Below are 26,522 nucleotides of genomic sequence, written 5' to 3' on the forward strand. Positions count from 1 at the left end.
ACTCCGACGAACAAATAAACCTTATGCTCTTTACTGTGGTCGTAAAGACTCAAGGTTTTGCCCGCCCAATCGACTTCACAGCTTACTCCCGGCTTGCGAATAATATGACTTGTAAATTCATGCTCTTCAACATACTTACTGTAATCATCACAGAATTTAGAATATTTGACCGGAACCTTATCTTCCGTACGGGCTTTAGCAGTATATTCCTGCCATAACAGCTTCAGCGTAACTCCGACCCGGCGCAGCTCCGCATGGATTTCTCTGTAGTCAGGTTTGGCATAAAAGTCTTCATTGAGATATCCGTATTTATGCGGATAAATGAGCTTATACACTTCATCTTCGCTTTTAGCGATAACATCCCGATAAGCAATCCCCAAACTTTGGGCTATTTTGCATACCTCATTAACCGACCGTCGTGAAATATGTCGTGAATTAGCTATTTCGGTTCGAGATAAGCCTTTATCTCTAAGCTCGAGAATTAATTTGACATTTACTTTGCGGATCATAATCGTCTCCTGAATAAAAAACACAAGGCGGTATTACCCTGCTTTCAGGAGCGTAAAAGATCCTTTGTCATGAACGACCTGATCCCGGTCACGGATTGACGGTCTGAAAATTAAAAGATCCCGAGAAAATATCAACGGATCCTTTGTTGCGAATTGCCGGATCCTTTTCTACGTAAGATCCAGTTTTCTTTTGTTTTTATCGGTGCTAAGCGGTTTAGAAATGCGTTTGTTTGTGTGATTGGTGGTGAAGTAAAAAAATTTAGAGTTTGTGATAAATATTGGAATTAAAGTAAATGTTAAATATTAATTTATTGATTTTATTTATCATGTTCTCATTTTAAACATACAATATACTGTACTCTGATTTGAGATCTATTCATCTTTGCAAAATATGAAGGCAAAAAAATGAACAATCAATATATTCAAAAAGCCCTTCCGCCGCCGCGCTTCGGATTGGTAGAAAAGTGTGCTCAAACCTTTTCAAAGTTGTTTTTGTCTATCAAAACTATCTTTTTGATATATAAATCATTTTTTGTATTGATTGCATATTCTTCTATTTCTGTTTTTGTTAAAAAGCATACTAAAGTCTGCAAATATCGCGTTGATGTCGGATTTTGTAATTTAAGTAAGGTTAATGCAGATTGTTCTTTTGGGGAGCCAAACCGCAAATTTGTAGGCAGCCTGGTAGAAGTTTTCAATAAAAGTTTAGAGGTTAATTTTAGTAAGGAACATTGTTTAATGTTACCTCCTTACAATTGGAATAAAGCTACTGAATACAGCTAATACGGTCTGATTAGTTATAAGTACTGTCTTTGTATGGACAGTGTTAATGTCAGTGGCACGGATGGCGTTTTTGAATTGAATGCAGCGGATATTGAAAGCTAAAGCGGGATCTATTCGTTAAACATCTCATAGATTGACGACACCCAAGGCGTTGAATTTATTTCAGAAAACTAAGTTACAGCAAAAAAATATGGGTAAAACCGAATGACTGTTTATAACTTGCTTTTTTGAACTGAAAGTCGTTCCGTAAGCGGGACGTATAACGGCAAGAATCGCCTTAATTCTTTGTTTTTTTTATGAGTTTTAGGCGGTGTTTTTATTTGTTGAGGATACTGTACTTACAGCTTGGTGTGTTGATAGTGCCGTATGCCTTGTTTTTCATCTTGGATAAGGAAAGTCTATGAAAAACGCTTTGACGCAGATGACTCCGCTTGCTGCAGCAACCTCATCGGCGATACTTTATATATCGTTATCGGCAGCTGCTGAGGACACTATTGTGACTTCGCAAAATTATGCAGAAGACACAACGGTAAATGTACCAGATCGCAATACGGTAAATGTTCCAGTCGGTCAGAATATTACGATTAGTGTCGCCGGTGATAAAACTTTAACTTTAATTAACTCAATTTCCTCCGACGACCCTCGCGGATCTTTTGCGGTTGCTCAGTCGTACGTTATTGATGCAACTTCAGGTAAATCCTTAACCTTTTCCGGAGGTAAGGTGGTGCTGCAAAAGCAGGATGCTTTTGCTGATGTAGGCGCTGATTATAATGAGCAGGCTTTTATCAGATCAACGGATGCAAAAATTCATAATCCCGGTAAAGTCATTTTTGCCAACGATACAACTGTTCTTGAAGGCTCACTTCCATATGGATTTATGCTTAGGGCAGGAAATGTCGAAGTTAATAATGATTTTACTATGAATCTCGATCGGCGCTCAGTAACCGCTTCGACGGCAAAAAATGTAATAGGCACCTTGCTTCAGGAAGATGCGATGTTGTCATTACACGGAAAAAATCAAATAAACATTATCGGCAGTGCTTATGATTCTACAGTTCAGGGTATTCAATTCGGCCCTGGAGGAAATGCTTTAATTGACGGTGACTTATTATTATCAGTAGATGGAAATAATGCAGCGAAAACGTTGTACGGCTTTTATTTTTCTTCCTCAAGACTGTATGCCGAGTATGAGCAGGATATAAATATAGACGGTAATCTTGATTTTACTTTACAAAATTCTCCTGAAGGAACGGCATATGCTTTGCCTTTAGTTTCCGATAGAGATTATTCTTTTAATCAAAAAGTATCTTTTTTTGAAACAAATGTAAAGAATGCTTACGGAATATATACAGATAAGAAAGTTGCAGCAAAGACTGTTAACGTTATACAAAACAATATATTAAATCAGGCAATAGGTTTATATTTAAAAGCAGAGGCTAATGTAACGATAGAGCAGCTGCAGACAGATATTGATAAGGTACCGAAGGCATGGGCTATATATGCTGACAATAACGCTGAATTAACTGCTGATAGTGCTGTATTAAGCGTTAACGGTGCTGATGGCTATGCTATACGAACTAATAGCAATGCACATGTTGTTATAAATAACGATTTAAACGTTACTGCCGTAAATGCGATAAGTGCCGGATCTGAAAGTATTGTTGATATTAAGAAAAATTTCAGCAACAACGGTCTTTCCGTTATAGCTATGGATAACGGTAGTGTAAACATTAATAGCAGTGGTGAGGGCACGGTAAAATTTTCAGGTATAACAACGGTTTTAGGCTCCGGAAGCTTAAATATGGAGTTAGGATCGGCCGGCAAGGCAACGGATTCTTATTGGAATGTGGCAGGTTTGTCGGATTTGACCGTTTTTAATGTCGGTAAAAATGCCTCCTTGAATTTTTTCTTAACAGAAGATCTGCAAGGAATAGTTAATTCCGATGGTGCTGTTATTAAAGTTAATGGTGAAATGCCGGTTGTATTTCATACCGGAGATGATAAGTCAAAAGTTGCTATCGTTGCACAGGGACTGAAAGCTGATGTCGGTGATGAAATAAGTTTGGTGTCAAGTAAGTCAGGTTTTGCGCTTAATTCTGCTGCAAATTTGATTTATGCAGGAGCATCGCTTAATGAGCTAAAAACCGATTTGGATTTACGCACTGTTGAAAGTGTTTTGCGAGTCAGAGAAAGTGAAATTAAGGCTTCACAGTATGACTTGTTTTTAAAAACCGATGATTTGCTTATTGCTCAAATAAAGTCAGAAGATCCGATTGAGCCGCGTGAAAGCGTAAATCCGGAATCGAATGCATTGATGGAATCTTCGGCGTCAGTATATGCAACTATGTTTGCAGCAGATGATTTAATTGTCGATACGGCATTAAAATCACGTAACGGAAAACATGAAGGTCTGTTTGTAGCGGCAAAGGGCGGAGAGCTTAGGTATAACGATACGATTAATGCAGATATCTTCACAGGAATCGTCGGATATTCGGTTTCTTTCGGATCTGTTGATTTAGGCCCGTTCTTTGAGACCGGACATACAAAATACCGTACTAAAATTAAGACGGAAGAAGGTAAGAGTCGGCATGATTCCGGCAGTCACACTTTTGCAGGAGTCGGTATGTATGCCACTTGGCAGACTCCGTATTTGGTAAATATTTCTTCCTATGTAAAAGGCGGTATATTAAAAAACGAGTTTCAAACGTCTTTAAGTAAAGTTAATGCTGATTTAAGTGAAAGCTCTGCTTATTGGGGTGCGCATCTTGGTGCTTCTCTTGATGCTAAATTATCTTCCCGTTTAAGTGCGCGTCCGTATTTATCTTATTTTTATGACGGACGATCCGGGGAGGAGCATTTTGTTGCCGGAAACGCTGAAGTAGGCGGAGCCGATTTCAAATATGATGATTTGAATGCTCATCGTATTCGGATAGGCTCGGTATTGAATATTAATTTTGATGCTAATTGGCATCCGTATGTGGGCATGGCCTATGAGAGAATCATTAAAGCTAAAGCTTCCGGTACGGCAAAAGATGCTGATGGCATACTTCATCTAAACGGCACAAATATAGATGGAGGTAGCGGGATATATTCTTTGGGTATATCGTATACAAATGATGCCAAGGATATTGAATTTAGTGTCGGAGGTAACGGTTATAGCGGAGAAAGGGAAGGACTTTCCGGTCAAGTTTACATTAACTGGCACTTTTAAGTTTATATCCGTCCTGATAAAGTAAAGGGCGGATCGCTATTTGGACCGCGAATTTTCTATGTTTCATGAAATTTGCCTCACGCGGTCCTATTTGTATTATTCGTTTTCTTAATAAATATTTATTGATACTCGATTATCGTTTGCCGTTATTTTTTCTTGTTTTTTAGATATCAGATTTGTTTGTTCAGCTTGGGCTGATGTTAATTAGTAGTAAAAAGAATAAAAGAAGATTAATTGCTGGTAAATAACGCTTCAAAGAGTGTAGTGTTTTAGATTTATTTTAACTGACGGTTTTAAAGTGAGTATATAAATTATTTGTACTTTTGCTACCAATACAGTACTTTCTTGTTATATATCTTTTTCTATTATTTTTTTTATTTGTTACATTAAGTTTTGTTATTAAACCTAAAAGTAGGATCTTGTTTACCTGTTAAAATTAGTAAGCATTCCCAGATATTTTAGGAACAGACGGTCACGGGCCGTGGTCTCGGTGGTGATTTTAATTTTTTTTAGCCGGAAAGCTGTCGGGTTTTACTATTGAGATACATTCAATACAGTCAAACCAATCTAAAATCTCATGCAATGATTTATTCTGCAGCCAACGTTTAAGACTTTGATGAGTTTCTTTAGCCGCAGCGTCAAGATGCTGTTTGTTTAAGACTTCATCAACAGTGATTTTCATTTGTCTTATTTTTTCATAAAGAAATTCGTAATAGCATAAGGAAAGAAACTGCACGAACATTCTGCCGCGTAAACAATCACAGGTATGAACGCGGGGCTTGTTGCCGTCATTCATATTTTTGTCTTTATTGAAAAACGCTTCGATGCAATTGCGCTTACGGTACGGCTCTAAGGCCTCAAAGGTGTAAATATTAAATATTACGAAACAAATCCTTATGTTTCGCTGTGGATGCAAATTGAAAAGATTTTAAAAGATGTTGGAATTATTAACTCTACTTTCCGAGATAAAAATTAAGATGAAGACTTTGCCGGAAAGATTTTGAATTAAATTTCTATCACGTAAATTCAAGTGTCAACAACAATTAAAATATTCCCTTTATTGATTTTAAGACGGTAAAGAGATTTTTTTAGAAAAAAGATTATATCGGTTTTTATACTCTTTATACCCATAAAATTGACAAAAGGGTATAATATAAAAAAGTTTTATGTATGGGGGCTGATATGACTTTTAATGAAACAAACAATCGTATAGCAGAGTTTCAAGAAAAGATTGCTTCGCTGCCAATCGGCTCCATTACCAAGAAAACAGTTAACGGCAAGACATATTTTTATCATCGTTTTACAGAGAATAAAAAACGCAGAGAAAAATTTATTCCGGCACAAGATTTGGATGACTTAAAAGCAAAGATAGATTTACGTAAGAAACTTGAAAAAGAAATAAAAGATTTAAAAAAGCAATTGGATGTAGAGGATCTATCTTCTTTACAAGAATCTGGATTTATTACCAATATTCTTATGGGAGAAGATCTGCGCTTGTTTGCACGTTCTGTAAGAACATATAAAAAACGTGAGTGCTTTAATCAACTTTATGATTATATTTACGGTGATTTTAAAGATAAGGTTTTAATTCTTTACGGTTTGCGCCGCACCGGCAAGACTACAATGATAAGGCAGATTTTTGCCGATATGCAGAAAAGTGATTTAGCATGTTCAGCTTTTATTCAAATAACGGCAAAAAATACACTTGCTGAGGTTAATCACGATTTAAAAATTTTGCAAAAACAAGGAATTAAATTTGTATTTTTGGATGAAGTTACCTTAATGGAGGATTTTATTGAAGGAGCAGCTCTTTTTTCAGATATTTTTGCATCATGCGGAATGAAAGTAGTTTTGTCCGGTACCGATTCTTTAGGATTCATTTTTACCGAAGACGAACAGCTTTATGATCGCGGTATTTTGCTTCATACAACCTTTATTTCCTATCGTGAATTTGAAATGGTTCTGGGTATTCACGGTATTGATGAATATATCCGCTACGGTGGAACTATGAGCATGAGCGGTATTAACTATAATGAAAATTCTCCTTTTGCCGATAAGAAAAAAGCTGATGAATATGTAGATACGGCAATAGCCCGCAACATTCAGCATTCGCTTAGGTGTTATCAATACGAAAATCATTTTAGGAATTTAAAAGATTTATATGAAAAGGATGAATTGACAAGTGTAGTAAATCGCGTCGTAGAGGATATTAACCATCGTTTTACCATTGATGTTTTAACCAAGAATTTTAAATCCCATGATTTGGGTATTTCAGCCAATAATTTACGTAAAGATAGAGAAAATCCGAATGATATTTTGGATCGCATAAATACATCTAAGGTTACTGATAGTATTAAAAAGCTTCTGAATATTTTAAATAAAGAAGAACAAAAGATTGATATAAAGCATATTCATGCATTAGAAGTTAAAGAGTATTTAGATTTACTTGATTTGACATGTGATATTGATGTTTTGTTTTTACCCGATGTCAGTACAAAAACAACACGTACACTAATCTCGCAGCCGGGACTGCGTTATGCGCAGTCTGGTGCCTTAATTAACAGTTTGCTTATTGATAAAGAATTTAGTTCATTGTCTTTTGCAGAGCGAAAGACAGTGCAAGAGCGCATTTTAAGTGAAATTCGCGGAAGGATGCTTGAAGATATTGTTTTGCTTGAAACCAAAATATCAAATCCTAAGCAACAGGTTTTTGTTTTGCAATTTCCTGTTGGTGAGTTTGATATGGTGATATTTGATCCTGACGCGGGAAACTGCAAAATTTTTGAGATAAAACATAGTGATAAAGTAGTATCCACCCAATATCGGCATTTGGTTGATATAAAAAAATGTGCTGATACTGAGCATAGATTCGGAACTATTTTAGGAAAATATGTTTTATATCGAGGTGAAAATAAGATAATAGACGGTATTCAATACTTGAATGTTGAAGAATATTTGCGCAATTTAGCATAAATAAGTTTGTGAATATTTAGAATGCAATAGATGCGTCTTTATTAAAATTGTTAGAAGGTAATTTTAGCTGAATTGATTAAAAATACAGGGAAAAATTATGACGGAGTTAGAACAATTATTTAGTCAGTGGCAGGATTTGCAGCCTATTAATGAAGTTTATGGTAAAAGGCTGAAGAGAAAATTCATGCTTGAATTTAACTATAATTCAAATCATATTGAAGGAAATACATTAACTTATGGGCAGACAGAGTTTTTACTTTTATTCGGTAGGGTTATAAATGAAGCAAACATGCAGGATTTAGAGGAGATGAAAGCGCATAATGTCTGTCTTAAAATGATTGAAGAACAGGCAAAAAGTAATAATCCCGAAGAGCAAAAACTTACCGAATCATTTATACGGCTTCTTCATCATACGCTGCTGCGCGAAGATTATGAGGTGTATAGACAATTACCGGGTGGTCCAATATCATTATATACAGTACATGCAGGTAAATATAAAACAAGGCCTAATTCAGTTTTAACTGCAACTGGAGAAACTTTTGAATACGCCCTTCCTGAGGAAATACCTGCTTTAATGAAAGATCTTGTTTGTTGGTATAACGATGAAGAAGAAAAACAAAAACTGTCGCCAGTTGAGCTTGCTTCAATATTTCATTATCGCTACATACGAATACATCCGTTTGAAGACGGTAATGGCAGAATAGCAAGATTGCTTGTAAATTATATTCTGGCAAGACACGGATATCCGATGATAGTGATAAAAAGTGATGATAAAGATGCTTATTTAGATGCCCTTTATGAGTGTGATTTAGCAGTAGGTGCTTTACCCTCGGATGGCGCTCATGCCGTAAAAGAAAAATTATTGCCATTTATTCAATATATGACGTCTTGTCTTATTCGTGCCTTAAAGTTATGCATTAAGGCGGCTAAAGGTGAGAATATAGAAGAAGATGATGATTTTGCAAAAGAACTTGCAATTATTAAAAGAAACTATAAAAAAGTAATTTCAGCAAAACAAAGATCAGCAAGTCTTAAAGACAAAATTGAAATATATAATTCATTGTTAATACCTTTGGCTCAAAAAATATTAGACGGTACTAAATCAGCTGTAGAATTGTTTCACAAACAAGAAATTGTAATCACAATTTACGGTAAAAAAGATTTATTAAATATTGGAAATAAAGAATTACTAGTGTTTAGAAATCTTGACGGCCTGAATTTAAATGAATTAACTGAACAGGATAAGTTAATTATAGAAAAAGCAAATAATTATTCTTTTTTGTATATGCTTTCAAATATTAATCGAAATTATAGTATGCGGGATATAAGAATACATATTAGCGAAAATATATCTTTTGAAGATATGTTTTATGTATTTAATAAAAAGGAGTATTTTTACAGGAATTTTCCTTTGCAATCTGATATAAACAGTAGAATTCAAGAAATAAAACAAGATGTTTTGCATAAAATTAAAAATGCGATGGTATAGAAATTATAGGGGCTAAATTTTACAGCCCCTATAAATTTAAAATAAGTGCTTAATTGATAAATATAATTCTTTATATTTATTGAACATATCGTTATATTTATCGGTAAGCTGGTGATTAGGTTTTTTAATTTTTCCTTTTAAAGCTAAAATTTTTCCAAAATCAGACTTTATTTCATCAATTTTTAAAGCTTGTGCAGCGATGATGATATCACCTAAAGTTTCGGTTTCCTCCGTTGCAAGTTGAACAATAGGACGGTTTAAGATATCAGCAAAAATTTGGCACCAGATGTCGCTTTTAGCAATGCCTCCGCCAATCGGAATAGGGGAGTCATTTTCATTTGTATTAATCATTTCCATACAGTGCCGTATCGAAAACGCAACTCCTTCCATTACTGCTCGAATAAAATCACTATATGTAGTATCAAGGTTAATATTAAAAAAAGTTCCTCTGGCATTAGGATCCCATATCGGGCTTTTTTCTCCTGAAAGGTAAGGAAGATATATAAGTCCTTTTGCCCCGGGTTGCGATTGTACGCATAAACGATTCATTTGATCGTAAACACTGATGCCTGCTGATAGGGCATCCGGTAAAACCATTTTACCGAAGGTGTCTCTGAACCATTTAAGTGAAATTCCGGCATTGTCAGTTGTTTGAACTGCAGTAAACAGATTGGGAAAAGCACTTGCGGTTGACAGAATATGCGGCTTAAATACCGGATCTTTACTGATTTGACATATTCTCCCGCTGCTTCCGATGGTAATGGCACAGTCACCGGGATTTACCGCTCCTGCTCCGATAGTAGCTGAAATTGTATCAATGGCTCCGGCAGCAACAGGCGTTCCTGCTTTAAGACCGGTAGATTGTGCTGCTTGTTTTGTTACATGTCCTACAATTTCACATGAATTAAAAATTGGAGGTAATATCTTTTCCGGAATTTGAGCCTTTTTTACTATTTCAGAAGACCAGGTCCCTGTTTTAAGATTGTTTAATAAAGTTAAGCCGCTGCGCGGTTTATCGATGGAATATTTATCGGTCAGTTTTTTAATAATAAAACCGTTGGGAATTAGAAATTTCTCTGTTTCATCAATAAGATCGGGGCGGTTGTCTATAAACCAGCGCAAAGTCGGTAAAGCAAAAGATCCTTTAACTATATTATTGCCTGTTATATTAAAGACAGTTTCTTCTCCGACGTTCTCTTTTAGCCAAGCAACTTGGGGATCCGCTCTTTGATCGTGTAAGCCGATGCCGTTATAAATGATTTTGTTGTTTTTACCAAGAAGCATAACAGCATTGGTGCTGCTGACACCGATACCGACAACGCATGCGGTGTCAATATCATCACTATCAATGCAAAGCTGAATATTTTCTTTTACCGCTTGCCACCACTTGTTAGGATCTTGCTCTGTCCAGTTTTCTTGCGGATGAATCATGCGGTATTCTTGATATCCGGAGGAAACCGGGGTGCCATGTAAATCGTAAAAAGTACATTTTGCTCCGGTTGTCCCGATATCTATGCCGAGTAAAAGATCTTGTTTTTTATTCATTTTTAAATTTTCTTATCATGTTACAGATTATCCGGATCCAATGCCTTATTACCGTTAATGCCGATCTGCAAGGCAATAAGACTGTTTTCTTCGATTTCCTCAAGCCTGTAGTATGCTTTGGTTAAAGTATCGGAGATTGTAATAAGTCCGTGATGAGCTAAAAGAACGGCATTATGATCTTTAAGTTTTTCTACGGCTTTTACAGCAAGCTCATGAGAGCCTGCTTTATAGTAGCCTATCATCGGTAGTTCTTTGGTAAAAAGCGCAAATGCAAGCGTATAAGCCGGTGTAATGTTATCAGGATTGGTGTCAGGCAAGCAGCCTACAGCCACACTATTGGGGCTGTGGGCGTGAACTATACCGCTGATATCAGAGCGCTCTCTGTAGGCAAAGAGATGCATTGCATATTCTTTTGACGGATTGCCGTCAGAAATAACTTTGCCGCTTTTAATATCCATGGTTACGAGATCTTCAGGTTGTACTGTCTCCAGATCACAACCTGTCGGAGTTATCAGCATTTTTTCGTCGAAACGGGCACTAATATTGCCATGTGTAGCATTGACAAGATTCTTTTTCCTAAGCTGTCTGCAGACGAAAATTATTTCATCGCGTATTTGTGCTTCATTCATTATTTCAAGACCTCAACAAGATACATGGAAAGATCCGGGAAGATGAAAGTTACGGCTGCTACTATAGTAATGATTCCGATAATGTACAAAACATCAGGGAAAGTATCTTCTACTTTGCAGTTTAATATACGGCAAGCGGTAAATAATCCTACTGATAGGGGCGGTGTGATACCTCCTACGGCAAGGTTTGCCATCATTGCAACGCCGAAATGGATCGGATCCATGCCCATTGATACAACTATAGGGAATAGAATCGGGGTAACTAAAATAATGATACAGATGGTTTCCATGAAGCATCCTAGTACCCACAATAGGCAGAAGAATACAAGTAGGATCATGTAGGGATTCGTTGTAAGACTTAAAAGCGCTTGGGTGAACATCTGCGGAACATTTTGGGTGGCCATTAACCAACCGAACGGAGTGGCTGAGGAAATGATAAATAGAATAATGGCAGAGGTAATGACGCTTTCAGATGTTGCATCTAAAAAGTCTTTAAAGGTCATTTCTTTATAGACAAAAACTGCAAGAAGCAAGGCATAGGCAGCCGCAATAACAGAGGCTTCTGTAGGAGTTAATATTCCGCTTAAAACTCCTCCAATAATAATTACCGGCATAAAAAGAGGCAGTAATGCGTCTGCTACAATTTTGATTTTTTCAGCTGTAGTATAGACAGCAACTTCACCACTGCCGATTCCGCGTCTTTTTGCTATAACACAGTTCATTAAAATTAAAAGTAAAATGATGAAGATGCCCGGTCCTACTCCGGCAATAAACATATCGCCTACTGATACGCCTGTGCATCCTGCATAAATAACCATGACAAGAGAAGGCGGAATCAAAGTTGCCATTACGCCTCCTCCTGCTAAAATGCCGGCAGTGATTCCCATGCTGTATTTTTGTTTAAGCATTTCCTTGCCGACGATGCCGCCGATCGCGGCAGTCGATGCAACTCCGGAACCGGATACAGCACCAAAAAATCCGCAAGTTACGAGAGTTGCGGCACCAAGTCCTCCCGGAACCCTGCTTACGAGCATGTTTGCCAGTTTCATAAGACGAGGTGTACTGCCGTATGCCATTAAGGCACCAGCAAAAATGAACATCGGCAGTGCCATCATGGTATAAGATTTGGCTCCGTCAACCATTCTTTGCACCATTACCATCGGTGACGGATAGCCTTGATATAAAAGGAATGAAATAGCGCTAAGACCGATACAGAAAGCAACCGGAATGCCGAGAATAAGACATAGAGCTAGAACGACAAAAATAATAACTACGGGATCCATATTATTTGTTCTCCTTATCAACAGCCATCATTTCGGCAAAATCAGCTTTGGCGCGTATTAAATAAAAGATGCAGATTAAAATTGTGGCAATGCAGAAAACTATATAGTTGAACGATAATGAGATTTTCATGGCTGGAGACATCGTATGAATATTGGCTACTATAAGTGGATAGCTATAGCAGCTTAAAGCCAAGGAAAATCCGGCGCAGACGATGTCGCCTAAGGCATAAACCAATTTAGACAAGCGCTTTGGCAACAAATTGACAAAAAGCTCGATTCTAGTGTGTGCATTTAATGTTGTAGCCAGTGCTGCTCCTAAGAAGGTTATCCAAATCATGCACATTCCCGAGAGCTCCTCAACCCATTTAAAGGAACTGCCGAAAATATTGCGGTTGATAACTTGCAGCAGAACAATAGTACTCATTAATGCTATTGCAAATGAGCAAATAAACCTAACTAAGGTTTGTATTTTTTTCATTAAGTCCATAGCGCTTGTCTACCTATATTTATTTTTATTACTTGATTTATTCCTGAGATTTCAAAGCAAGTTCGATCCATTCAGGACCGTGTTCTTTGTTGAAGTGATCCCAAATAGGCTGGACACGTTTAATAAATGCATCTTTATCAACTTCATTAACCTGCATGCCTTTGGCTTTAAGCTCTTCGATCTGCTTATTTTCATCGTTTAAGTCCAATTCAAGAAGTCTTGCTGAGGCGGCTTCTTCTTTCATGATGGTTTGGATGTCCTGCGGCAGAGCGTCAAACCATTTTTTGTTGACTCCGAAAACACAGTTGTCATACATGTGGCCGGTAAGTGACATATATTGTTGAACTTCGTAAAGTGAAGAAGCCAGAATGTTGGCGGCGGGATTTTCCTGTCCCGAAACTGTTCCTTGCTGTAAGGCAGTGAAGAGTTCGCCAAAAGGCAGCATAATGACGCTGGCGTCCATAGCTTTGAACATCTGTACCTTCATATCATTTTCATTAGTACGGAATTTGATGCCTTTCATATCTTCCGGTTTAACAATAGGATGTTCGTTGCAAGTTAAATGGCGGTAGCCTGATTCCCAGTAAGAAAGAACGTAGGCTCCGTTCGGCTCAATGATGTCTTTAGCAAATTTTGCACCGAATTCACCGTTCCACGCTTTTCTGGCACCTTCTAATGATTTAAAAAGGAAAGGAATTAAAGCAACATTGGCCGCAGTGTCATATCTTTCCCAAATGGATCCTGTCATAATTACTGATGATTCAAGGGTTCCCAAGTTCATCTGTTCCATCATTTCAAGTTCGCCGCCTAACGAGCCGCTATCATAAACATTTACGGCAACTTTACCTTGTGTACGCTCTTCTACTTTTTGTTTGAATTGTTTTAAAGCGATATTGACAGGGTGTTCTCCGCCGCCTACGTGTCCGATATTCATTACATATTCTGCATTGGCGTTATTTGTAACTTGAGGCTTGGCTTGAATGGTAGGAGCCTGTAGCGCAAATGCATTTGATGTGCAGAATAATGCTGCTGCAGCTATTGATGAGACAACAGTTGCTTTAAAAGGTTTTACAAGATTCATATTAACTCCCGAGAATAGCATCGTTCCATTGAGTGGAACACTAATAGAATAAGTCAAATAATGGTAAATATACATTTTTATTGTGATTTGCGTGATCGCGATCAATTATATTTTGATATCTGTTTTATAGGTTGGAACATAATATAAAAATATATAAAGATGTTAAAATAACCTCTGCGAGGATAAAAATGGCAGATGTTTCGAATATTAACTTAATAAACAAAACGCTTGACGTTGTTGAGCTTTTAGCCTCCGAACCTAGAGAAATGGGGGTAAGTGAAATAAGCCGGCGTCTTAAGATGGTTAAAAGCGGTACATATCGTATTTTGAATTCTTTAAAAGAGAGAGAATACGTATATCAGAACCCTATTAATAAGCTTTATGGTTTAGGATTAAAATTTTATTTTATCGGTTCATCAGTGCAGGTAAGATTGCCTTTAGGCAGAGCAGGTAAAGAAGTTTTAGATCCTTTAAGCACGGAGTATAACGAGTGCTTCCAATTGGCGATACCTTATTATGTGGCAGGAAAAGAACCTACTCATATTTTGGTGTACGTAAGCGCAGCAACGGAAAGAGTTTTATCAATAAGTTTATCTGCAGGGTTAATCGCGCCTTCTCATACTTCTGCTGTCGGTCTGTGTATTTTGTCTCAAATGTCTGACTCTGAACTTGAAACTCATAAAGAATCTAAATTAAGTCGCTTTACGGATAAAACTATTATTTCATGGAGTGCATTAGAAGAGGAGTTAAATAAAATAAGAGATCTTGGGTATGCTGTTTGTGATGGCGCTTACGAGTTAGGATTAATGGATATTGCGGTTCCGGTTTTTGATTCGATGCATTGTTCTATAGGTGCAATTGCGGTATGCGGACCGACAGAACGTTTAAGTAAGATTGAGTTAAAGGGATTAGTCAGAAAAATGAAGAGGGCTAGTGCGAAGATAGCAGCAAAACTTTAATTAATTTTGTGGTGTTTAAATTGATTTTGCCTCTTAAATAATAAAGGTACCGTAAAATTAGTTCGGTACCTTTATGTAGTTTATTTTATTCGGCTACTGCAAAAGTCCTGTTAACCTCGGCAAATAAAGACTTAATTCAGGAACATAAGTTACAACCATTAAGATTGCGATTTCAGCAAAGATAAGCGGTAATAGTGGCTTGATTACTTGTTCAATCTTTAGGTTGCTTACACTGCATCCTACAAACAAGGCTGTTCCTACAGGAGGAGTTACGATTCCTATGCAGAGGTTGAAGGTAATTATGATACCGAAATGCACAGGATCTATGCCTAATGCTGTAGTAACCGGCAGGAAGATCGGAGTAAAGATTAATATTGCAGGAGTCATGTCCATGAACATGCCTACAATCAATAAGGTTAAATTGATAATCAGTAAAATTACAATTTTGTTATCAGAAATACTAAGTAAAGCTTCACTGATCATTTGAGGCAAATGGGCGTAGGCCATAATGTAAGACATTACGGTTGAAGCTCCGATCAAAAACAGTACCATTGCACTGATGTGAATTGTGTCTTTACTGATAGATTTCAAAGTTTCAAGATTAATTGCCTTGTATATCCAAGAAAAAAGCAAAGAATAGAGGACGGCCATACATGCTGCTTCCGTAGCAGTACAAATACCCCCGATAATGCTTCCTATGACTACGATAATGAGACCGAGACTCGGTAAAGCCTGCCAAGTTATTTTTAGTTTTTCGGACAGTGTATAAGAGACTCTGGTTTGATTTCCTGCAAGTTCAGGTTTTAGCTTAAAGTAGATAAATCCTACGATCATGCATCCAAGTCCCATTAAAATGCCGGGAACATATCCAGCTAAGAATAAAGCACCGATAGATGTACCTCCGCTTACAACGGAGTAAACGATTAAGCCGTTAGAGGGAGGGATCAGCATGCCTGTAGGGCAGGATGCAATATTAATTGCGGATGCAACAGGCAAATTAAGCCCGGTACTTTTAATTTGCGGAAGCAGTGTTTTTCCAACGGCAGCAGCTGCTGCAACGGCAGAACCGGATACTGAACCAAACATCATGTTGGATAAAACATTTACATGAGATAAAGAACCGGGTATTTTTCCGACAAAAAGGAAGGCAAAATTAACAAGTCGTTTTGCAATTCCTCCTTGGTTCATGATATTTCCAGCAAGAACGAAGAAAGGAACCGCAAGTAAGCTGAAACTGTCCATTCCTGTTGCAAGTTTTTGTCCGGCTGTAATTGCAACTACTTTCATCGGCATTACGGAAAGCATTATGCATATGGAAGAACATGCAATAGCTATGGCAATAGGGAAACCGCAGGCGATTAATATGCCGAATATTACTAATAGATAAATTCCGATTGTTGCGTCCATTTCTATTCTCCTGCTTTATCTTCTTGAGGAGTGATGCTTCTACCTTTTAAAATATCTACAATATTTAAAAATATGTAGATAAGAATAATAAAACCTCCTATTGGAATGATTGAGTATACGTATCCCATTGGGATGTTTATTGCCGGAGAAGGTTGCAGCATAGTACGGATGCAAAGGTTATATCCGCCGTAAATCATGGCAAATATTGCAAATATGGCAATTACAATGTAAATAATAATGTTCAAAGTTTTTTGGCTGGCTTGATTTAGCTTATCCGTCACGAAAGTAACGGCAAGATGTCCGTTTCTGCCAAAAAGCAGGGCGCCACCTAATACTCCAAGCCACACCATTAAAAATCTGGCACCTTCATCAGTAAATGAAGCCGGATTGTTAAGTATATATCTTGAGGTTACCTGCCATGTTACATCAAGCACCATTAATATTAGAATTACGCTGCAGATTCGATAAATAAGCAGATCAAGAAATTTTCTTGTCTTAAGGAACGGATCCATCTTTATGCCCTCTATGAGAATTCAGGAGATAAAAAAATATCTCCTGAATTTATTGTCTAAATGAGTTTAGAGTTTTTGAATTGCTTCAATAATTTCTTTATATCCTTCCTTTTGCATTTCCTCATCTAAGATAAATTTAGTCTTATCACGGAAAGGCTGTTTGTCAGGATAGGATAAATGGATTCCCATGTCTTTTGCTTTTTGCAGGTTCTTTGCATCATTTTCATCCCAAGCTGTTATACTGGTTTGAGTGCCGACTTTGGCGGCTTTTTTAATGATGTCTTGTTCTTCAGGACTTAAAGTTTCCCAAGTTAAATCTGAAATTAATACTACATCAGGTGTCATGGTATGTTCGTCAAAAGAGTAGTATTTGTTGACTTCGCAATGCCTTTGCTCAACGAATGAAGAAATTGAGTTTTCTGCACCATCAACAATTTTTTGCTGGAGGGCGGAATAAATTTCAGACCAAGGAACAGGTGTCGGCTGACCTCCCATTGCTCTTACCATACGCATGGACATATCAGATTCCGGAACGCGCATTTTAAGGCCTGATAAATCTTCAGGCTTGTCAATTGCTTTGTTGGCATAGAAACTTCTTGAACCTGCTGCAATCAACATTAAACCGATTACGCCACGATCTTTTGACGAGTGGAAGAAATATTTTTCAGGAAGATCGCTTAACATGAAAGCTTTTGCCTGTTCATAATCACGGAACATAAATGGGATACTCATAATTCCGTATTTTGGCTCAAATGTTTCAGCAAGAGATCCGTTAATTTTGCACATGTCAAGAGCTCCTGTAACAGTTTGCTCTGCAGTTTCTCTTTCCCCTCCCAATTGTCCGTTAGGATAAATGGTAACAGTTAATTCTCCGTTAGAAAGTTTGGCAACCTCGTCAGCAAAGGCCTGAAGACCGATATGTTGTGCATTATCAACTGTCATGCCGTGCGCCAGACGCAGTTCTCTGGCTTGTGCTGTTGTCAGACTCATGGCAAGAATTGCCGATCCGATGGTTAAACCTAAAAGTGTTTTTTGCAATTTCATAAGTGATATCTCCTTATGTTGTTAACAACTTGATGAAACTTTTTGTAATAAAAAAGGTAAATAGTTTTTTATTTCCCTTGGGGAAACTATTTTCTTATTTAATACTTCAAGTTCTATATAACCTTGAAAACCGGTATCTTCTACTGCAGCTCTGATTTTCGGAATATCAATAACACCGTCGCCGGGGAGCACTCTTCCGTAAACTGTATCAACAGTATTAAAGTCCCAATCGGAAACATGAAAACCAAGAATTCTGTTTTTTGCTCTTGTTATTTGAGAGAAAAGTTCCGGATCCCACCAAGTGTGATAAACATCTACAATAATTCCGAAGCCGTATTCTAAATTAGGATCAAGCTCCTCACACCAATCTATAGATTCCTTGATGGAACAAAGGACTGATCTGTTGGCACATGTCATTGGGTGTAATGCTTCTAGGCCTAAAGAAACGTTAAGTTCTTTTGCCTTTTGTAAAAGAGTACTGATGTTTTCTTTAATGATACTTTTTGTATAGTTAAGATCTTTGTTAGGTAAGCATAAACCACCAACTACAAGACCAAAACACGGAGCTCCTAGTTTTGCAGCAAGATCGAGATATCTAAAATTATTTTCTAGATTTTTTTTTTACTTTCATTACCTTCTGCTGACATATAACCGCTGCGACTTAGGCAGGAAATTTTTAATCCGGTATTATTTAACGCTTTTACAGTATCTCTAATTGATTTTTCATCTGGAAACTCATGAACCCAAGGCCCGATAGCACCTATATGAAATTTACTGCATTCTTCAATTAGGCATGATGGTTTGACGCAGTGGTTTATTGTTGCACTGTTAATACTGATTAATTGTGGGGAGGAAATTAAGTCTCTCATGCCGTATCTCCATTTATTTTTAATTTATTCCAAAACTTAATGCAGGTATGTGAAGAACATCTCATAATTAACCAGATAGTTAAAAATGTGCAAATTATTCTTTTCCTTGTTTTTGTTTTGTTATGGCAAAAAGCTCTTTTATATTAAATGGTTATTTATAGATTTTCGTTTGTTATCCATGAGCCGATAGTATCCATTATGGATTGAAGTCTATTTGTTTTTTCTTCTTCAGATGTAAGATCTGTCTGGTAAAGTAATGAAAGTGTTGAACTGTTTGTAATGTAGAAAATTACCAGTGCGGCAATAGATATGTTTATTTGCATTGGATCTAAATCTTCACGAATAGTTTTGTCTTTCTTGCCTTTTTCAATGATTTCTTTGGTTAGGACTTCCCAATTTTTATTTATGTCTAAAAAAGTTGTTAAATGATCTTTGACATGACGGGCACGCATTAGATTTTCGCTTGACAATAAAAAAATTAACTCGGGATGCTTAATGTAATAATTCCAATTTACAGATACTAAGTTAAGCATTGCGTCATAAGCAGTCATATTATCAATATTAATTTTTTCTTCTTCAGTGCGTAATTGACGATAAGACTCTTTTAGAACTTCTGTAAATAATAAATCTTTACTTTTAAAATAGTAATAAATAAGCTACTTGTTAACTTTGGCTTTGTCCGCAATGCGATCCATGCGAGCTCCGTCAAATCCGTATTTGACGAACTCTTTTTTGGCAGCTAAGAGAATTTTGTGTTGCGATAATATCGGGTCTTTTTTTCGTTTCATTTCTTATATTTTTAAAGTTATTTCTTGTATTTAATATAAAAGGAAATTTATTTTTTCTATAAAAATTTTGTAATTAATTGTGATATCGATCAATCAAGTGTTGTTATTTTTATTATTTAATTAACTATATAGTTAATTTGCTTTTTATGAGGTGAGCATGCGCAAGCCCGTAGCTTTAATAACAGGTTCTTCAAGAGGTATTGGTTTTGCATGTGCTTGTCAGCTGGCAAAATCAGGGTTTGATATTGTGATTAATAGTAGAAATTCGCAATCGGATAATCATGATTTATTGCTTGCAAAAGAGGAAATTCATAAGCTAGGTGCAAAATGTGTAATTGCACAAGGGGATATTTCGGTAATTGCCGAGCATGAAAATATTATACAAACTGTCTTAAAAAATTTCGAAACAATTGACTGTTTGATAAATAATGCCGGAACAGGGGCAAAAAGGCGCGGTGATTTATTGCATCTTACAGAGGACTCTTGGGATCATTGTCTAAATTTAAATGCTAAGGGACTTTTCTTTTTATCACAAAAAGTTGCATCACTAATGCTTGATGATGATTTAAGTACTGGTATAAATAAAACTATTATAAATATAACATCTTGTTCTGCAAAGATTTTATCTCCAGATAGAGCAGAGTATTGTGTTTCCAAAGTTGCTGCCTCTATGGCAACACAATTGCTTGCTTTGCGCCTTGCAGATACAAAAGTTAAAGTTATTTGAAATAAGACCAGGAATTATCAAGACGGATATGACTTTGCCTGTTAAAGATAAATATGACGCTTTTATTGCCGATGGTTTAGTTCCTGAGGGACGTTGGGGCGAACCTGATGATGTTGCTCAAGTTGCTTCAATGTTGGCACTTAATCCTATGCCTTATACAGTAGGTCAAATCTTTGATGTAGATGGTGGTCTGCATTTTCATAGCTTTTAATCTAGTTGAGGGAAAAGAAGATGTTGTCATCAAATATCCTGGATAAACTGACTAATGTTAATCTTGAGAATAAATTTAATGAACCATCTGTTACAAGTTTTATTGATTGTGACAATAGTTCTTTTCCTTTATATACAGTTAATTCTGTGATTGTAGGGAGCGGAGCTGCCGGGTTAAGAGCTGCAGTAGAATTAAAGCGTAGAAATGTTGATGTTATTGTAGTGACATCAATGCTGTACGCAGGTACGTCTGCTTGCTCAGGATCAGATAAACAAACGTTATTTACTGCGTCAACAGGTAAGAATGGAGATAATGTTTACGCGGTAGCAAAAGCAATCGCGGCTGGTGGTGCAATGGATGGAGATCTTGCCTATGTAGAAGCGGCAGGGTCTTTTCTTGCTATGGACGGGTTAAGATTATATGGTTTACCTCTTCCTGAAGATAAATTTGGGGCAGTTTTGCGCTATAAAACGGATCATGATGAGGCGGGGCGTGCTACAAGTTGTGGACCTAGAACTTCTAGATTAATGGTAAAGGCATTATCTAACGAAGCGATGCGTCTTGGAATCAATCTTTTAGATGATTGTACGATTATAAAAATTCTTAAAAAAAGTTATGAAGAACGTGTAGATGGACTCATTGGTATATCTAAAAAATTTATAAATGATAACAATAAGTTAGGCATTGTAATTTTTAAATGCTGTAATGTTATTTTAGCCGGAGGAGGAGCAGGGGAACTTTATAAGCATAGTGCTTATCCCTACGGGTGCGTTGGTACTGTAGGTTTGGCCCTAGAGGCAGGTATTTCTGTTAATAATATTCAAGAGCAACAATTTGGTATCAGCACTGATAAAAGTACCTTTGCCTGGAATTTGTCAGGAACCTATATGCAAGCGATGCCGCGAATTTTTTCACAGGACAGAGATGGTAATGTTTATAATTTTTTGAAAAATTATTATCGTTCTACAAAAGAAATTGCTTCAAATATTTTTAGAAAAGGCTATCAATGGCCTGTGCACGCCCAAAAAATGCTAAATTTCGGATCAAGTCTTATCGATTTGGCAATTTTCCGTGAAATACAAAAGGGAAGGGAGGTGTTCTTAGATTTTTTACATAATCCTGATATAGGTAATGATGGCAAACCATTTTCTTTAAATGAGCTGGACGAAGATGTATATGCATACTTAAAGAATGCTGAAGCGTTATTAGATTTGCCGATTGACCGATTAAATAAAATGAATCCTTTATCTGTTGAATTATATAGAGTAAACGGGATCTATTTAGCAAAGAATCCTTTAAAAGTAGGAGTAAATCATCAACATTTTAATGGAGGCATTAGAGTTAATATTTGGGGAGAAAGCGAGCTTAAAGGATGTTTTGCAATAGGTGAAAGTGCAGGAACTCATGGGGTTACAAGACCGGGAGGCTCTGCACTTAATTCCGGTCAGGTATTTGCGATACGAAGCGCTCAGTTTATAGAGAATCAAAATTCACACGTCGATGAAGATTCGATTGATTTGAAGAAAATTAAGGAAATTTTAGATTTTGCCGGTAAAAGTTTTAATAATAAAGGTATATCTTTACAAGACTTAAGACAAAAAGTCCAAACAATAATGAGTGAAAAAGTAGCTTTTATATGTAACATAAAAGGCTTGCAAGAAGCATTAAAGACTATAGATCAGTTAATTGAGTCTGTTTATAAAGACGGAATTACCGTTAAACACAATTCACAGTTGTTTTCTATTTTTGAATGGAAAAATTTATTAATTGAAGCAAAAGCGATTATTGAATCACTTATTTTTTATATAAGCAATGGAGGAGGAAGCCGTGGTGCAAGAGTGATATGCTCAGAAAGTGCATCTTCTATTCCACAGGCTTCTAATGAAGATCTGTCAGATTTTAGAATTGTTCCTGAAAATATTGTTAAACGTAATGAAATTATTGTTGTTAAATATGATGGCAGTAATACCTTGATCAGAGAAAGAAAAGTAAAAGACTTTCCGAATTTGGATGATATCTTCTTTGAGAAAAATTGGCCTGATTTTTTAAATGGAGATATTTTTAATTAAAATACCTTATACAAATGCTGCAGCCAAAAAACTGCAACATTTGTAAGAAATTTTTAATACTGTAGCTTACTTATTTGTTTTTATACGATTAATTACATCATCTTTTATTTGATTAATATGCAGCTCCATTGCTTTACTGGCAGCTTCTCCGTCTTTATTTAAGATAGCGTCCACTACCATTTGATGCGTCTGGATTGCTTCTTCAAGAAGAGTACGATTATTTAAATTAATTATATAATTAATTGCTGCATAAATAATATCCATTAAATTTGGCATAATGGCGTTTGTAGAACAATTTGCGATACTTGAATGAAAAGCAACGTCTGCAGCTTCATGATTTATGCCGGCATGGATTAGAGATTTAATTTTTTCATGGGCAGCGCAAATAATTTGAATTTGCTCAGGTGTGGCGTGTTCTGCAGCATTTCGTGCTAAGCTTGGTTCTATAAGCAGACGTATTTCACATAAATCAAGGCCTAGCTTTAATTTGTCTTTATAAAATCTAAAGCCGAAAGGATCAGGTAAAACACCGGGATTCTTAGCTACAAAAGTCCCAAGTCCCCTTTTTATTTCAAGAATATTTTGACTTACCAGCTGTTTTACAGCTTCTCTTACAGTACTTCTTCCTACGCCGAGTAATTTTGCCAACTCCATCTCAGAAGGTAATATTGTTTCTTTTTTAAAGGATCCGTTTTGAATTAATTTTATGATAGTTTCTGAAGCTAATTCTGCCTTTGATTTTAAGTTATAAGAACGCAACGAATCAGGTAAGGTATTCGTAAGCTGTAATGATAAATTTTCAGAAGAAAAGGTATCTGTCATATGATTAAATTACAAATCAAAAAAACGAATAGTGATTAATTTTATCATAATTAATTAAAGTGCTTGAGAGCTCTTCAAAAGCACGGTTTATGATTTGCTTCTGTGTAAAGATTTTTGGATATTTTGGATTAAATACTTCAGTTGAAATCATCCCTTTATAATTAATTGTTTTTAGTGCATTTAAAAAGTTAAACAGATTGATGGCATCTCCGTCCGTACAAAATGTACGGTATCTTTGGTCAGTAATTTTTTCAGTGTTTGATACTTTTTTACCGTTCATTAAATGAATAGCAAAAATTTGTTTGGCATTGATTTTTTCAAATGAGTAACAATCAGATCTTTCTTTTAAATAAAGGTTATATGAATCAAGAACTAAGCCTACATTACCGTTATTTACTTCATTGATTATTTCACAGGCAAAGTCTGCGTCTTGCACCAGACTTCTTGACAGTCCTACAGGCTCAAAAATCCATTTAATATAAGGCATTGTTTGGGCTAAATATTTTAAGATGCGAACACAGTTTGATTTGATTTTCTCATGATCATAAATTTTGCATTGGCTGTCGTCATCAAGAAGAGGTGCAACTACAATACATTTGTTAATATTTACAGTATGATAGAGATCGTCAATTAGATTTAATATTCTTATATTAGTATCTCGTTTTTCTTTAATATCTTTTTGACTTAAAAATTCCGGATAAATGTACAGTGCATTTAATGCACTGGGTTTTATTTTTGTGTCGTCAAGTAAGCTCTTAAGATCTGATATTGAATGATTTTCAAGATATTTATTAATACAGTCAAAGCGCAACTCAATAAGGTCAAATCCGGCATGTTTGGCTAATGTAACATCCTTTTCTAAATCAAGAAAATCTTTGGTGCATGCTTCGTTATAACAATACATAGACATAATTTCCACCTTTTATTTGACCTTATTAGCTTGGATACATTTTTAGTATGAAATATGCTCTTTACTGTGCCACACTAAGTCAGGATTTTTTGTTATGGTATAAACCGCTTCGCATACCTCTACTGTGGCGCGTCCTGCTTGACCGTCTGCGCATAAAGGTTCGATCCCTAAAATAGCATTGACGAAATTTTCAATATGACGTTGATGGAAGTAGGTCATACTGTCAACGCTGTTGAAAAAATCACTATCCTCTTTAACAAGATCTTCAAGTTTTCTGTTGTCTCCTGCAATTTGCCAAGTATCAGTAACAGGAGGCTCTTCAATTTCAGATACACCGGCAATAAACATTTGACCGCCGTCAGTTTGTACGCCGATAGCAGAACCGTTACTGCCGAATACATGTACTTTACCGTACAGTGCAGGATTTTGGCTGTTGCTTGCAAGTAAAGTGGCAAGACCGCCATTTTTATACTTGATGACTGCAACTGCACTGTCTTCAACTTCAATATACGGATGGTTGAAATTAGCGCTTAAACCGTATATTGATTCTATTTCTCCCATATACCAATTTAATAAATCAATTTGATGTGAGGCTTGGGTTACAAGAACTCCTCCTCCTTCTCCCTTCCATGTTCCACGCCATGGGTCACTTTTATAATAATCTTCAGAGCGCCAGCCTAGCATTGTTACTTGGGCAAGAATCGGTTTGCCTATTTTTCCGGCATTTATGATTTCTTTAATACGCAGACATGGTAAGTAATTACGTCTTTGGACTAAAGTTCCTAGGAGCACATTATTATCTTTTGCTGCTTTTATCATTGCGTCACATTCTGCGACACTGGTTGCAAGAGGTTTTTCTACTAACACATGGCAATGAAGATTGGCACATTTTACGGCAATTTCTGCATGGCTCGGATGAGGTGTACAAATAGTAACGGCGTCTAGGCGTTCTTTTTCTATCATTTCTTCAGGAGTTAAATAGCCGTTAATTTGGTAATCATTGCAAAATTTTTCCAGTTTTGGTTTTGAGTGATTACTTGCGGCAACTAACTTGCAGTTAGTGAGATTATTGATTGCTTTAGCATGAAAGTGTGCAACTTTGCCGCATCCTATAATACCGATTCTGATTGTTTTCATAAGTAAAACCCTAACTGCTAGATGTTAATTTTGGTCGGAACGTATCATGTTCCGACCATATTTTTTAGTATTTACGTTGTAGAACAGTGTCCAAAATTTCTGGATTGTCCATTTTTTCTTTTACTAAATCGTATACTTTTCCGTCAATGGCTTGTTGTCTCCATACAGCCTTTTCATCAGGAGTAAGTTCAATAACTTCATTGCCTAAATTACGGAACTTAGTGATAAGTTCATTATCGATTTCAACTGCACGGCTACGCTGGAGTTTTGTGGCCTCAACTATAGCTTCAAGCAGTGCCTTTTGATGATCTTCAGATAAACTGTCAAATTTTTCTTGATTTATCATCACAAAATGAGGACCGTAAACGTGACCTGTTAGTGAAATATATTTTTGAGCCTCATAAAAATGATTAGAGTCAATCAACGCTAAAGGATTTTCCTGAGCGTCAATTGTTCCTTGCTGCAGTGCTGATAAAACTTCGGTAAACGCCATTGGTGTGGGGTTTGCTCCCCAGTTTTTCCACATGGCAAGCTGTATCTCATTTTCCATGGTTCTGAGTTTTTGATTGGCAATATCTTTAGGAAGTTTTACCGCTACTTTATTGTTGGTGTAATGACGGAAACCGTTTTGCCATACCGCTAAAAGTTTAAGTCCTTTTGTTTGTACTACGCTGTTAACTTTCTGTCCGGTTTCACTATCAAACCATTTGAAAGCCTGATCTGAATCATCAAAAAGAAATGGTGCATCATATAGATATAAATTAGGCATCATATTGGCAATCGGAGATGTCGGAGTGTTGACCATATCAATTTCGCCTAAGATAACCGATTCAGTTGCTACACGATCGTCACCGTAAGAGTTGTCGTTGTATAAGTTAATATCCAAAGTGCCGCCGGTTTTTTCAACTACAAGCTTTTTAAGTAAAGCTCCGGCTTCTTTACCTGATTGATTGGCAACGTTTGCAAATTGAAGCACTACTTTATCTTCGGCATTTGCCGGAGCTGAGCACCATAAGGTTACTGATGCAATAGCTGCGCATAAGACTGTAAGATTAAATTTTTTCATAATTAACTCCT

Annotated in this window: 24 protein-coding genes and 2 pseudogenes; 8 read left to right on the forward strand and 18 right to left on the reverse strand. The window is 36.5% G+C overall.

Annotated features, from left to right (window positions below):
- Nucleotides 1-509, reverse strand: a pseudogene (locus HMPREF9444_RS02380) (IS21 family transposase); the annotation flags it as partial.
- Between the two features lie 405 nt (nt 510-914).
- Here HMPREF9444_RS02380 and HMPREF9444_RS02385 point away from each other — a divergent pair.
- Both HMPREF9444_RS02385 and HMPREF9444_RS02390 read left to right on the forward strand, forming a co-directional pair.
- The gene (locus HMPREF9444_RS02385; RefSeq protein WP_009142737.1) at nt 915-1,292 is read left to right on the forward strand and encodes a hypothetical protein; all 378 of its coding nucleotides are present in this window, start codon (nt 915-917) and stop codon (nt 1,290-1,292) included.
- A gap of 400 nt (nt 1,293-1,692) precedes the next feature.
- On the forward strand, nt 1,693-4,503 hold the full coding sequence (locus HMPREF9444_RS02390; RefSeq protein ID WP_009142738.1) for an autotransporter outer membrane beta-barrel domain-containing protein: 2,811 nt from the start codon (nt 1,693-1,695) through the stop codon (nt 4,501-4,503).
- 499 nt (nt 4,504-5,002) lie between these two features.
- Here HMPREF9444_RS02390 and HMPREF9444_RS02395 read toward each other — a convergent pair whose 3' ends face one another.
- Nucleotides 5,003-5,299, reverse strand: coding sequence for a hypothetical protein (locus HMPREF9444_RS02395; protein WP_040909115.1), 297 nt, complete (start codon nt 5,297-5,299; stop codon nt 5,003-5,005).
- A gap of 386 nt (nt 5,300-5,685) precedes the next feature.
- On the opposite strand from HMPREF9444_RS02395, the gene HMPREF9444_RS02400 reads away from it, so the two are divergent.
- Both HMPREF9444_RS02400 and HMPREF9444_RS02405 read left to right on the forward strand, forming a co-directional pair.
- Entirely contained in the window at nt 5,686-7,476 is a 1,791-nt protein-coding gene (locus HMPREF9444_RS02400) for a DUF6788 family protein (protein WP_040909120.1), read from the forward strand.
- 97 nt (nt 7,477-7,573) lie between these two features.
- Nucleotides 7,574-8,965 carry a Fic family protein gene (locus tag HMPREF9444_RS02405; RefSeq protein WP_009142741.1) on the forward strand — a complete coding sequence of 464 codons (1,392 nt, stop codon included), beginning with the start codon at nt 7,574-7,576 and terminating at the stop codon, nt 8,963-8,965.
- A gap of 36 nt (nt 8,966-9,001) precedes the next feature.
- Here the strand turns inward: HMPREF9444_RS02405 and HMPREF9444_RS02410 are convergent, their stop codons facing one another.
- The 5 genes from HMPREF9444_RS02410 to HMPREF9444_RS02430 form a co-directional block, all read right to left on the reverse strand.
- Nucleotides 9,002-10,510, reverse strand: coding sequence for a xylulokinase (locus HMPREF9444_RS02410; protein WP_009142742.1), 1,509 nt, complete (start codon nt 10,508-10,510; stop codon nt 9,002-9,004).
- Between the two features lie 20 nt (nt 10,511-10,530).
- Entirely contained in the window at nt 10,531-11,139 is a 609-nt protein-coding gene (locus HMPREF9444_RS02415; protein WP_009142743.1) for a class II aldolase/adducin family protein, read from the reverse strand.
- The gene (locus tag HMPREF9444_RS02420; RefSeq protein WP_009142744.1) at nt 11,139-12,422 is read right to left on the reverse strand and encodes a TRAP transporter large permease; all 1,284 of its coding nucleotides are present in this window, start codon (nt 12,420-12,422) and stop codon (nt 11,139-11,141) included. The genes HMPREF9444_RS02415 and HMPREF9444_RS02420 overlap by 1 nt, the downstream gene beginning before the upstream one ends.
- A gap of 1 nt (nt 12,423) precedes the next feature.
- On the reverse strand, nt 12,424-12,846 hold the full coding sequence (locus HMPREF9444_RS02425; protein ID WP_040909116.1) for a TRAP transporter small permease: 423 nt from the start codon (nt 12,844-12,846) through the stop codon (nt 12,424-12,426).
- Nucleotides 12,847-12,946: 100 nt separating this feature from the next.
- Complete coding sequence (locus HMPREF9444_RS02430; RefSeq protein WP_187363638.1) at nt 12,947-13,990, reverse strand: TRAP transporter substrate-binding protein; 1,044 nt, start codon at nt 13,988-13,990, stop codon at nt 12,947-12,949.
- Between the two features lie 188 nt (nt 13,991-14,178).
- On the opposite strand from HMPREF9444_RS02430, the gene HMPREF9444_RS02435 reads away from it, so the two are divergent.
- Nucleotides 14,179-14,949 carry an IclR family transcriptional regulator gene (locus HMPREF9444_RS02435; RefSeq protein WP_040909117.1) on the forward strand — a complete coding sequence of 257 codons (771 nt, stop codon included), beginning with the start codon at nt 14,179-14,181 and terminating at the stop codon, nt 14,947-14,949.
- 93 nt (nt 14,950-15,042) lie between these two features.
- On the opposite strand, the gene HMPREF9444_RS02440 is transcribed toward HMPREF9444_RS02435, so the two are convergent.
- The 7 genes and pseudogenes from HMPREF9444_RS02440 to HMPREF9444_RS10740 all read right to left on the reverse strand — a co-directional run bounded on the left by HMPREF9444_RS02440 (nt 15,043) and on the right by HMPREF9444_RS10740 (nt 19,569).
- On the reverse strand, nt 15,043-16,356 hold the full coding sequence (locus HMPREF9444_RS02440; protein WP_009142748.1) for a TRAP transporter large permease: 1,314 nt from the start codon (nt 16,354-16,356) through the stop codon (nt 15,043-15,045).
- A gap of 2 nt (nt 16,357-16,358) precedes the next feature.
- Nucleotides 16,359-16,868, reverse strand: a complete 510-nt coding sequence (locus HMPREF9444_RS02445; protein WP_009142749.1) for a TRAP transporter small permease — start codon at nt 16,866-16,868, stop codon at nt 16,359-16,361.
- A 66-nt stretch (nt 16,869-16,934) separates the two neighbouring features.
- Entirely contained in the window at nt 16,935-17,912 is a 978-nt protein-coding gene (locus tag HMPREF9444_RS02450) for a TRAP transporter substrate-binding protein (RefSeq protein WP_009142750.1), read from the reverse strand.
- A gap of 21 nt (nt 17,913-17,933) precedes the next feature.
- Nucleotides 17,934-18,470: pseudogene (locus tag HMPREF9444_RS10450) on the reverse strand (sugar phosphate isomerase/epimerase family protein); the annotation flags it as partial.
- A 50-nt stretch (nt 18,471-18,520) separates the two neighbouring features.
- A complete protein-coding gene (locus HMPREF9444_RS10455) occupies nt 18,521-18,781 on the reverse strand; it encodes a hypothetical protein (protein ID WP_009142752.1) in 261 nt (86 codons plus the stop codon).
- Between the two features lie 155 nt (nt 18,782-18,936).
- Nucleotides 18,937-19,332 carry a hypothetical protein gene (locus HMPREF9444_RS10460; protein ID WP_009142753.1) on the reverse strand — a complete coding sequence of 132 codons (396 nt, stop codon included), beginning with the start codon at nt 19,330-19,332 and terminating at the stop codon, nt 18,937-18,939.
- 105 nt (nt 19,333-19,437) lie between these two features.
- A complete protein-coding gene (locus HMPREF9444_RS10740; protein WP_009142754.1) occupies nt 19,438-19,569 on the reverse strand; it encodes a TetR family transcriptional regulator in 132 nt (43 codons plus the stop codon).
- 157 nt (nt 19,570-19,726) lie between these two features.
- Here HMPREF9444_RS10740 and HMPREF9444_RS02465 point away from each other — a divergent pair, with 157 nt between their 5' ends.
- Genes HMPREF9444_RS02465 through HMPREF9444_RS02470 form a run of 3 tightly spaced genes read left to right on the forward strand, consistent with a single transcriptional unit; the run spans nt 19,727 to nt 22,576 of the window.
- Entirely contained in the window at nt 19,727-20,296 is a 570-nt protein-coding gene (locus HMPREF9444_RS02465; RefSeq protein WP_009142755.1) for an SDR family NAD(P)-dependent oxidoreductase, read from the forward strand.
- Nucleotides 20,297-20,330: 34 nt separating this feature from the next.
- The gene (locus HMPREF9444_RS11310) at nt 20,331-20,507 is read left to right on the forward strand and encodes an SDR family oxidoreductase (RefSeq protein WP_187363639.1); all 177 of its coding nucleotides are present in this window, start codon (nt 20,331-20,333) and stop codon (nt 20,505-20,507) included.
- Nucleotides 20,508-20,527: 20 nt separating this feature from the next.
- Complete coding sequence (locus HMPREF9444_RS02470; protein WP_009142757.1) at nt 20,528-22,576, forward strand: FAD-dependent oxidoreductase; 2,049 nt, start codon at nt 20,528-20,530, stop codon at nt 22,574-22,576.
- A 66-nt stretch (nt 22,577-22,642) separates the two neighbouring features.
- Here HMPREF9444_RS02470 and HMPREF9444_RS02475 read toward each other — a convergent pair whose 3' ends face one another.
- The 4 genes from HMPREF9444_RS02475 to HMPREF9444_RS02490 form a co-directional block, all read right to left on the reverse strand.
- Nucleotides 22,643-23,398, reverse strand: a complete 756-nt coding sequence (locus tag HMPREF9444_RS02475) for a FadR/GntR family transcriptional regulator (RefSeq protein ID WP_009142758.1) — start codon at nt 23,396-23,398, stop codon at nt 22,643-22,645.
- Between the two features lie 16 nt (nt 23,399-23,414).
- Nucleotides 23,415-24,308 (reverse strand): sugar phosphate isomerase/epimerase family protein, encoded by an 894-nt coding sequence (locus tag HMPREF9444_RS02480; RefSeq protein ID WP_040909118.1) that lies wholly within the window; start codon nt 24,306-24,308, stop codon nt 23,415-23,417.
- 42 nt (nt 24,309-24,350) lie between these two features.
- Nucleotides 24,351-25,445: a Gfo/Idh/MocA family protein gene (locus HMPREF9444_RS02485; protein ID WP_009142760.1), complete on the reverse strand. Its 1,095-nt coding sequence runs from the start codon at nt 25,443-25,445 to the stop codon at nt 24,351-24,353.
- Nucleotides 25,446-25,509: 64 nt separating this feature from the next.
- Complete coding sequence (locus HMPREF9444_RS02490; protein ID WP_009142761.1) at nt 25,510-26,511, reverse strand: TRAP transporter substrate-binding protein; 1,002 nt, start codon at nt 26,509-26,511, stop codon at nt 25,510-25,512.
- Nucleotides 26,512-26,522: the final 11 nt, after the last annotated feature.

It is taken from the genome of Succinatimonas hippei YIT 12066 (assembly GCF_000188195.1).
Lineage (GTDB): Bacteria > Pseudomonadota > Gammaproteobacteria > Enterobacterales > Succinivibrionaceae > Succinatimonas > Succinatimonas hippei.